Origin of the sequence: Leptolyngbya sp. AS-A5, from assembly GCF_039962495.1 — a bacterium.
Classification (GTDB): Bacteria; Cyanobacteriota; Cyanobacteriia; order Leptolyngbyales; family Leptolyngbyaceae; genus Leptolyngbya.
In genome coordinates, this window is the sequence record NZ_JAMPLL010000021.1 from 65,499 (window position 1) to 74,796 (window position 9,298).

11 protein-coding genes and 1 pseudogene are annotated in these 9,298 nt (G+C 45.8%); 5 read left to right on the forward strand and 7 right to left on the reverse strand.

What is annotated here, in order from left to right; all coding sequences use genetic code 11:
* The first annotated feature begins 47 nt into the window (after positions 1–47).
* Positions 48–1,562 (forward strand): M48 family metallopeptidase, encoded by a 1,515-nt coding sequence (locus NC980_RS19645; RefSeq protein ID WP_190376166.1) that lies wholly within the window; start codon positions 48–50, stop codon positions 1,560–1,562.
* Positions 1,563–1,808: 246 nt separating this feature from the next.
* Here the strand turns inward: NC980_RS19645 and NC980_RS19650 are convergent, their stop codons facing one another.
* The gene (locus tag NC980_RS19650) at positions 1,809–2,174 is read right to left on the reverse strand and encodes a hypothetical protein (RefSeq protein ID WP_190376167.1); all 366 of its coding nucleotides are present in this window, start codon (positions 2,172–2,174) and stop codon (positions 1,809–1,811) included.
* Between the two features lie 634 nt (positions 2,175–2,808).
* Here NC980_RS19650 and NC980_RS19655 point away from each other — a divergent pair.
* The 4 genes and pseudogenes from NC980_RS19655 (at position 2,809) to NC980_RS19670 (ending at position 5,045) form a co-directional block, all read left to right on the forward strand.
* Complete coding sequence (locus tag NC980_RS19655; RefSeq protein ID WP_190376168.1) at positions 2,809–3,354, forward strand: dihydrofolate reductase family protein; 546 nt, start codon at positions 2,809–2,811, stop codon at positions 3,352–3,354.
* A 227-nt stretch (positions 3,355–3,581) separates the two neighbouring features.
* A pseudogene (locus tag NC980_RS19660) lies at positions 3,582–3,753 on the forward strand (group 1 truncated hemoglobin); the annotation flags it as partial.
* A gap of 137 nt (positions 3,754–3,890) precedes the next feature.
* Positions 3,891–4,394, forward strand: a complete 504-nt coding sequence (locus NC980_RS19665; RefSeq protein WP_190376169.1) for a GNAT family N-acetyltransferase — start codon at positions 3,891–3,893, stop codon at positions 4,392–4,394.
* Between the two features lie 159 nt (positions 4,395–4,553).
* A complete protein-coding gene (locus NC980_RS19670) occupies positions 4,554–5,045 on the forward strand; it encodes a DUF4188 domain-containing protein (RefSeq protein ID WP_190376170.1) in 492 nt (163 codons plus the stop codon).
* A 411-nt stretch (positions 5,046–5,456) separates the two neighbouring features.
* On the opposite strand, the gene NC980_RS19675 is transcribed toward NC980_RS19670, so the two are convergent.
* The 6 genes from NC980_RS19675 to NC980_RS19700 all read right to left on the reverse strand — a co-directional run bounded on the left by NC980_RS19675 (position 5,457) and on the right by NC980_RS19700 (position 8,943).
* Positions 5,457–6,557 carry a TRAP transporter substrate-binding protein gene (locus NC980_RS19675; protein WP_190376171.1) on the reverse strand — a complete coding sequence of 367 codons (1,101 nt, stop codon included), beginning with the start codon at positions 6,555–6,557 and terminating at the stop codon, positions 5,457–5,459.
* Between the two features lie 59 nt (positions 6,558–6,616).
* Complete coding sequence (locus NC980_RS19680) at positions 6,617–7,174, reverse strand: NYN domain-containing protein (protein ID WP_190376172.1); 558 nt, start codon at positions 7,172–7,174, stop codon at positions 6,617–6,619.
* A 132-nt stretch (positions 7,175–7,306) separates the two neighbouring features.
* Positions 7,307–7,696 (reverse strand): type II toxin-antitoxin system death-on-curing family toxin, encoded by a 390-nt coding sequence (locus NC980_RS19685; RefSeq protein WP_190376173.1) that lies wholly within the window; start codon positions 7,694–7,696, stop codon positions 7,307–7,309.
* On the reverse strand, positions 7,693–7,917 hold the full coding sequence (locus NC980_RS19690) for an AbrB/MazE/SpoVT family DNA-binding domain-containing protein (RefSeq protein WP_190376174.1): 225 nt from the start codon (positions 7,915–7,917) through the stop codon (positions 7,693–7,695). Before NC980_RS19690 ends, NC980_RS19685 begins: the two co-directional genes overlap by 4 nt.
* A 58-nt stretch (positions 7,918–7,975) precedes the next feature.
* Entirely contained in the window at positions 7,976–8,674 is a 699-nt protein-coding gene (locus NC980_RS19695) for an energy-coupling factor ABC transporter ATP-binding protein (protein WP_190376175.1), read from the reverse strand.
* A gap of 2 nt (positions 8,675–8,676) precedes the next feature.
* Positions 8,677–8,943, reverse strand: coding sequence for a hypothetical protein (locus NC980_RS19700; protein ID WP_190376176.1), 267 nt, complete (start codon positions 8,941–8,943; stop codon positions 8,677–8,679).
* Positions 8,944–9,298: the final 355 nt, after the last annotated feature.

Below are 9,298 nucleotides of genomic sequence, written 5' to 3' on the forward strand. Positions count from 1 at the left end.
TTTCATGAGATTTTAAGGGTGTCGCTCTAAATAGCTTGGAGTTTCTGATGAAGAAGCAAGGTTTGCGAAAACTGTTTCGCTCTGCTTTTCCAAGGTTCGTCATCCTTTGTTGTGCGATTTTGTTTCTGGCTCGCCCGAGCGTCTTTGCTCTCTCTGCTACGGCAACGGCTCCACCCGGAGCGAACTCGATTGAGCTTTCGGAGCGCGAGAAAAAGTTAATTGAAGCCGATCGATTGTATAAAGCAGGCGACAACGCCCAAGCAGAGAGACTCTATCGGGAAGTGAAGCCTGCTTTTACAGAAGTCACAGAAGCCAAAAACCAGGAAGTTATTACTGATCCCGAACAGCTTTCCCCCGGTGGCAAAGTCTATTGGCGCGAAGCAGAAGCGGGACTCGCGCAAAATTTAGAGACTCGCATTTTCGTGCCTTTGGAATTGCTGGTGAAGAATTACCCGCAATTTATTCCAGGACAGTTGCGCTATGCAGAAGCCCTCGAAAAGTACGGCAAAAAGGAGCAAGCGCTTACTGTTTTAGAAAAAGCGGCGACTCAATTTCCAAATCAGCCCGATCTGATTAAAGCGAAAGTTGCAGCATATGCGAACAATGAGAAATGGATTGAGGCCTCGATCGCGGCTCGACAGTTCACGATCCTGAATCCTGATCATCCGCAAAAGACCGAATTTACTAAGCTTGCCGATGATTATCAGAAACGCTACCAAACCCAACTCCGCGCCCGATTGCGAGGAAATTTAATCGGCGGAATTCTCACGGGTGCATTGAGCTATGCGCTGACTGGAAGTTTATTTGGCCCTTTGAATGCGGTACAAAGTACGGCTTTGCTCCTACGGGGAGAATCGAGCGTGGGCGATCGTATTTCAGGTCAAGCGAAACGACAGCTTGCTCTCGTGAAAGACAAAGAGGTGAATGATTATGTCACCACACTCGGACAAAAACTTGCGGCGGCGACCGGACGTGATGATTTCAAGTATGAATTTCAGGTGGTGCTGGATGATAAGTTGAATGCGTTTGCGCTTCCGGGTGGGAAGGTGTTTGTGAATGCGGGAGCGATCGAGAAAGCGAATTCCGAAGCCGAACTTGCGGGACTGCTTGGACATGAGATTGCTCATGCGGTGCTGTCTCATAGTTTCCAGTTGATCACCGAAGGCACACTCACGGCAAACTTAACGCAGTTCATTCCTTATGTCGGCGGATTGCTCACAGATATTACCGTGTTGAGCTACAGCCGCGAAATGGAACGCCAAGCGGATGTTTTAGGCACTCGGTTATTGGCATCAACGAACTATGCTGCGGATGGCTTGCACAATCTGATGGTGACGCTGCGAAAACAACAGGAAGAAGAGCGGCGAGGGAATCCCCCAACTTGGTTGGCTTCGCACCCGTTACCGCAGGATCGCGTGAACTATCTTGCAGAATTGATCACCACAACGGGATACAATCGCTACGCTTACGAGGGTGTTGAGCAGCACAAAGCGATTCAAAGCAAAGTGAATCAATTGTTGAAAGCCTACAAACAGGATAAGAAGCGCGATCGTACTCAATAAAGCCACAAAAGCACTAAACAACAAACGCCCAATAAACCTGCCCTACCCTGTACACACAAGTTGATTGGTCTGTGATTGCTGAGATCTTTAGCCCCCTAAATCCCCCATTCATGGGGGACTTCGATCCAAAACTCTGAGTTCAAAGTCCCCCAAATTGGGGGACTTAGGGGGCTGAAGCTGATGACAACGAAGCGGGAAAGAGATGTGTGTACAAAGTAGGCGAAACTGCCAGGGGTTTGCACTTATTTAATTGAGTTCCGCCTGCTCCTCCTTTTTCCGAGCGGGACGTTTGCGCTTACTCTTACGAATTCCGCCTGCAATTTCATATTCAGGGCTATCTTTGCCAAACTCCAACGCGATCGCCAGCAGCATTCTCTCGTTGAGTTCTTTCAATTCTTTTTCGGCTTCTTCCACGGCAACACGATCGGCACTCAGCAGCGATAAGGTTGCATTGTAAGCATCAATCCGATTGCGCGTTCTCTCAATCAAGCTTGAATACGCTTGGATCGATAGACCTTTGCCCAAATCCAAACTGGAGTTGATGCTTTTGATTGCGGACAAACGCCTTTGCGCTTTTTCTAAGTGTGCTGAATATTGTTTTGCAAGCGGCATTGTAGATGACCCTCCACAAAGTTAAGTTGAATAGATTCAACATTCCTTGGAGGAAGAGAAATTGTTCGATCGTGCTTGTGTCTCTACCAAGTCTTAATCTGTAGAGCAGAAATATAAACTTCTCGTTAAGCGTTTGATGCTTAATCAAGTTGAGAAGTTTTAGAACTTGAAAACGCAACTTCTCAATTTGATTTAGTAATTCCTCAACTCGATTAAGCAATTTCAAAACTAAATCATGCAATTACTCAACTCGATTTTGAATATGACGAATCGAAATGGGAAAGTTGAAAACTTGAATGGGAAAATTGTCGATCAGTGAAGCCGGTTTTGAAGAGAGCGATCGAGCAGCGTTGTAGTAACGGCAATTTGGAAAATGGGGTGGCGATCGTTTTTAGAATTCTTTTACCTTGACGAAGGATACAAATGAGAAAGTGTTTCGAGTATGTATGGAATATGGCTGAAATTTTCTGTGTGTTCGTCTGTAGGAGCATACTATACGGAAAGAATTCTGCATATCACCACAAAACAGTGGGCTGTACAGAGAAAACTCTACATGGTCAGCCAACCTGGGATAATGTACCGAAAATTTCCGTGTAATAAATAGTTATACGGCGATCGCATTGTTGAGGAAGGCATGAAAACTACTGTATACATCGCAATAAGTATTGATGGCTTCATCGCACGGAAGAACGGTGATATTGATTGGTTGCCCAGTGGGGAAGATGTAGAGGGCGAAGAAGACTACGGGTATCAGGAATTCATAGATTCAGTAGATGCGCTTGTCATGGGTCGGAATACTTACGAGTTAGCCTTGTCCTTTGATTCATGGCCTTATGGTGCAAAGGCTGTATTTGTTCTAAGTAGTCGGAAAGTGGACATCCCCAGTGACATTGCAAGAACAGTCGAGACCCTCTGCGCGCCTCCACGAGAAGTAGTTCACCGTTTATCAGAGCGTGGATTCAAGCATTTATACATTGATGGGGGAAAGACAATTCAAGAGTTTCTTCGTGAAGGCTTGATCCAGCAATTAATCATTACTAAAGTGCCAATTCTTATAGGTACAGGGATTCCACTTTTTAGTTCGCTTCCTCACGATGTCAAATTGCATCATCTCGAAACGCGACAGTTTGAAAACGGCTTGGTGCAAAGTAAATATGAGGTGATCAGGGATGCCGCATAACAAATCAAGCGGACGATTGCAAGCCGTTGGTACTTGGGGCTATTCGCCGCCCTGATTCGAGTCGTTGGACATCATCCATAGTTCAACGACATCAACTATTAAGACAGATGAATTTTGAGCATTTGTTCGAGTGTTTGCTTTAAACTTTTCAGACAATTAAAAACTTTGCGCACTCTCGTCTACCTCGTGTCACATCTAAATTCAAAACATGGTTGGATGGATCTTCCATGAGTACGATGTAGGAAAAGCTTGGTGGTACAACGACTGTTGATCTAGCTGTAGAAAAGTTTTATGAAAAAGTCTTGGCAGATGAGCGGGTTCAGCACTTTTTCGCTCATACAGATATGCAGCAACAGAAGCACCACCAAAAAAATTATGACCTACGCTTTTGGTGGTGCTTAGCACTGGAATGGTCGTCCCATGACAGACGCCCACAAACAATTAGTGGTTAATAGATTGAAGCTCGTCGTTAGTATCTAAAATCTTGTAATTGTCAAGAGATTAGCAAAGTTAAAAGTGTCAATAAGGTATCCATCATGGATGTCCAAGTCTTCCCAGCTCTAATTACGGACAAGCCAATCATCCAGCAAATGATGGAGCTGTATCAGTATGATTTTTCAGAGTTTGAGAACACCGATCTGAACGAGCATGGATACTTTGGCTATCAGTATCTGGATTACTATTGGGTTGAAGCCGATCGCTATCCATTTCTAGTACGAGTGAATGGTAAACTCGCTGGTTTTGTGTTGGTGAACCAATATACCTATCTTCCAGGTAGCCAATACTCAGTGGGTGAGTTCTTTATCTTACGAAAGTACCGTAAACATGGGATTGGTCGCCAGGTTGCATTTCATGTTTTTAATTTATTTTGTGGTCGTTGGGAACTTCATCAAGTTCATACAAATATTGTTGCTCAACAGTTCTGGCGAAGTGTTATCGGAGCTTACACAGAAAACAACTATACCGAGACAGTAATGGAGGACAAAGATTGGAAGGGCACCGTTCAATGTTTTGACAATACAGCTAAGTTGAGGTTTTGAGTAGAATGTTGTCGGTACCGCAGTAGAACAAATCTGTTGGAGCGGACAACCAAGATTAATTTGGTGTTGTTGCAGAACTGGTCGATCGCCGCTCAACAGACCCGTTATGGACTTAATCCAATCCTCACATTTTGGTGTAATTCTCCTAGGGAGGCAATTATGGCAAAGGTAATTCCAGAAAGAATGACAGCCGAAGTTGAAGGTGAGTTTGTCATCTTCCTAATTGGTATGCGTATTAACAAGATCTGGAAAGTTCATAAGTGGCTACCAGTTTTTCTGGCAATGCCTCGAATGATCAAAGAATTGCAAGCCGATCCAAACAGTGGTTTTCTCGGTCACGTCGCGGGAATACCTGTGATAGTGCAATATTGGCGTTCATTTGAAGCTTTAGAGGCATATGCACAAAGTAGGGATAAGGAGCATTGGCCAGCATGGGTAAATTTCAATAAGCGCCTTAGCAATAGCCGAGGTGATGTAGGAATTTGGCACGAAACCTATAAAGTCCGAGCTAGGGAGTATGAAGCAATATATAGCGGTATGCCACCTTTTGGTTTAGGCGAAGTAGGTAAGCTTGTGCCCATATCAGGTCGTAGAGATTCAGCGCGGAGTCGATTGGTAAAAAATTCAAATCCGGCTACTACGTTGGAATGAAATAATTGCAAGCTGCGAATTTTGGAAATGTATCGAAGCTACTATTTTAACGTCAGTTCGACAGACCGTATTCGCTTCGATTGGAGAGTTGGGTTGCCCCCTAAATCCCCCACTGGTGGGGGACTTTGAAGGTTAAGAAACCGCTTCAATTTGGAGAATTGCTGTTTTCTAAGTCCCCCAGAATGGGGGATTTAGGGGGCAAGAAGCCGATTAAAACGAAGCAAGAAATTTCGTCGAACTCACGTTATTTTATGCTGCCTGACTGCTCAATTCAGCAGGAATATTGTTGTGCCTATTAGGACGTTTGCCTGAGCGCATTCTCACTGCTTTGCCGAACTTTTTCAGTGGGGCAATCTAGAGAAGATATTTGCGGTTGCGAGAGCGATTGAGATCTCAGCGATCGAACTTAATTCAACTCTCCGATCCCAGCGAGAAATCCGAAAAGCTCAACTCGTTAATCTTATTCCACTGATAAACCTGATCGCGAAACTGCTTCCACTGTCCATACACCTGCTTAAACGTATTATTTTTCGCTGCATTCGCTTCGTACAGGTCAAACGAAGCTTTCTGCGCCGCCTGCAAAATCTCTTTACTGTAAGCCGTCAATTGCGTCCCACTTGCAATGAGACGAGCGATCGCTTCGCGATTCAGCGCATCATACTGCGCTAGCATATTAATGTTTGCCTCATAAGCTGCCGTTTTAAGCACCTCCTGATACTCTTTCGGCAACTTTCGCCATGCAGTTAAATTCACTTGGGTTTCTAAAGTTGGACCCGGTTCCCACCAGCCAGGGTAGTAATAGAATTTTGCTGCTTTATATAAACCTAGCTTTTCATCATCGTAAGGACCGACCCATTCTGCCGCATCGATCGCGCCTCGATCCAGCGCCAAATAAATCTCACCACCCGGAAGCACCTGCACATTCACCCCCAGCCGCGACATTACTTCTCCACCCAGCCCCGGAATTCGCATCTTCAAGCCTTTAAGATCCGCGATCGTACTCACCTTACGCTTAAACCATCCGCCCATTTGTGCGCCAGTGTTTCCCGATGGAAAGTTGATGATTCCAAAATCCGAGTACAGCTTTTGCATTGCTGCCAAACCGCCACCGTGATACAGCCACGCATTTTGCTGCTGAGCATTCAGCCCAAACGGAACCGCCGTTCCAAACGCAAACGCCGGATTTTTCCCAGTGTAGTAATAGCTTGCAGTATGTCCACACTCAACCGTGCCATTTTGCACCGCATCTAACACTTGCAGCCCCGGCACAATTTCCCCTGCTGCAAACGGCTGAATTACAAATCGTCCATCGGTCATTTCAGCAATGCGCCGACAAACCGTTTCCGCTCCGCCAAAAATTGTCTCCAGCGATTTGGGCCAACTGGTTGCCATACGCCAGCGTACCGTCGGTAAAGCCGTTCCCGCCGTCGCGACTCCACGTTTGCGAATGGTACAAGCGGTGAGAGTGCTGCCTGCTGCGATCGCGGCTCCAACCAAGGCTCTGCGTTTCATATCGTTTGCCCGACAATAGTTTCGTATCGAAAATCTTACAGGGCGACGGGGACAGAAATTCAGCGCGACTTGTCTTTGCCAAATCGCAAATCTTCTAATCGCTTTTGGGCATCGGGATCAAGCGAGTGCATCAACAGTCGTCCCGCCGATTTTTTCTTTGGTTTTGATTTGCTCTGAACTCGGCGCGCCGCAAATTCAACTTCATTCGCTAATTTTTCCGCTGACATCCACTCCGCTCCGTATCCAACAACGGTTAATTGCTGGGCACGATCGCTCGTCGCCACGATCAATCGCTGTTTAAACTTGCGAATGTCATGCCGAAAATCAGCACAAGTTTTCTCAATATAAGTATCGGCAGTTTGTCCAAAATCGGTGTAGCAGATATATAAATGACGAGTCACTTCCTCACGATTCGTCGGTGAATCCCGATATTGCGCGTCAAATACAACATGAGTTTCAAAATTCTGATATGCGCTAAATCCAATCAGCGTTTCGACTAATTTTCGGCGCGATTCTTCTAAACCGTCTCGATCGCGAATTACTTTTAGCTCATGCCAAGCTCCGACTATGTTATAGCCGTCCACCAATAGAAGTGCCTGTGGTGCGGAACGTGGCATCACTCAACGCGGAAAGGACAATTTTGCAAAAGTTAATCTGCTTCACCCTTCCATAATATTGCATTTCTTTAATTTGATTTGGTATCGATTGCGGTTGTTTATTGAGGTGGATTTGCGATCGCGTGAAAGAACTTAATTTTGGACAGACCTACTTTCGAGCCATTGTGCGATCGATTCTTGAGTTTCTTCCCCGGATGCCAGCCTTAGCATGACTTGTACAACTTCCGCTTCTGGCGCGTCCAAAGAATAACCATTTAGCTCAAGAAAGACCGCCATCACGACGAAAGCAACTCTTTTATTGCCATCGACAAAGGGATGATTCTTAGCAAGTCCATAAGCGTATGCCGCCAAGTCAAAGATTGTAGGAGATTCACCATAGATAAATAGATTCCGAGGTCTTGCCAAACTTGCAGATAGCAAACTCTCGTCACGCATACCAGGCCGACCTCCGTATCGATCAAGTTGATCAAGCTGAATTCTTCTGACAAACGATTCTGATATCCAAATCGGTTCCTGACTCATTTCGATAGCTCACGCAAGGCATTTTTATATTTCTCGTTTATCTTTTGATAAGCCTGCATCACTTTTTCTAAGTTGGGAGCACGATTAGTAATTTCAACTCCATTAGGTGTTTCTGAAATGTAAACAGTATCGCCCTCCTTCACCTGAAGTTTCTGCACTATTTCCTCTGGTAATGCTACTCCCAGCGAGTCACCTACTTTTTCAATTTTTAGATTGTCCATATTCGTGATTTATAGTGACAGGATGGCTTGATGATAACGGGAACATTGCAGAAGTTTTCTAATCTTCAACGTCTTCGGTCTGCATTAATCTTCGTTTTAAGCGATCGGGATCGCCTCGATCGACCACCTTCCCCGCTTCTAACAAAAACGCTCCGTCACAATATTCCAATTCTTCCAGCCGATGCGTCACCCAAAGCGCCGTAATGCCCCGCTTTTTCACCAACGTCTGAACCTGAGCTACTAGCTCCAACTGGCTAGCCGGATCAAGCAAAGCCGTCGGCTCATCTAATAAAAGAACATCGCAATGACGAGCGATCGCACCCGCGATCGCAACTCGCTGTTTCTGTCCCCCACTCAGCGCATAAATCGGACGACGCTGAAACGCCGCTAAACTCACAGCCGTTAGCGACTCTTCCACTCGTTGTCGAATTTCCGCCGTTGACAATTTTTCCTGCACCAATCCAAACGCCACATCTGCTCCCACTGTGGGCATCACTAACTGATGGTCTGGATTTTGAAACACAAAACCGACTGGAGGCGAGATCTGAACTTCTCCCCCAGTCGGCTGCAACAACCCTGCTAAAAGTCTTAGCAGCGTAGACTTTCCGCTCCCATTCGCGCCCAACAGCATCCAAAATTCCCCTTTGGGCACTTCCAGCGCACAAGACTGCAAAATCGCTTTGTCATCCGACCAGCCAAAACTGAGGTTGATCGCTCGAATTGCAGCAGCTTGAGAAATGGGCGCGTCTAAAGTCATATCTATTCCGCCACAAACGAGAAACCTGCGGGTCTGCCAGACGCATTTGCGCTCGATTTCTCATAAACCTGCACGGCTGCCAGATTATCAGCAAACACCGCAATCTTTTTGTCGGGTTGTCGATCGCAGGTCAATTCCAGTAAAGGATTATTCCCCGACTTCATCGCCCCCAAAATTTCTTGATAGGTCGCTTCTGCTTCTTCAGCCGATTTGCGCTGGATTGAAAGGCTTAGAGGATTTCCTTTCAGCGTTAATTCCAAAATAAACATAGTGTCGATCGTACAAACTGCCAGTTCTCAGTATCGCAAATATCCGCAGAAACAGCTTGCTTCCCGATTCTGCCGGTGATGAGAAGGCAAAAATCTCTGAATTTTAAGATTAGTTACAAAAACACTGGAAATTTTCCGAGAACTCTCCATATAATCAGAGACATAGGTAACGAAAAGTAAACTTTGTTCATAATTCATTTTTGAGTCACAGAGTTTGCCTTTAGATTCCGCACTTATCTGGAGATTTTTCAAATGACCATCGCAGTAGGTCGCGCGCCAGCGCAACGCGGCATCTTTGATGCCCTCGACGACTGGCTCAAACGCGACAGATTCGTCTTCGTCGGCTGGTCTGGCA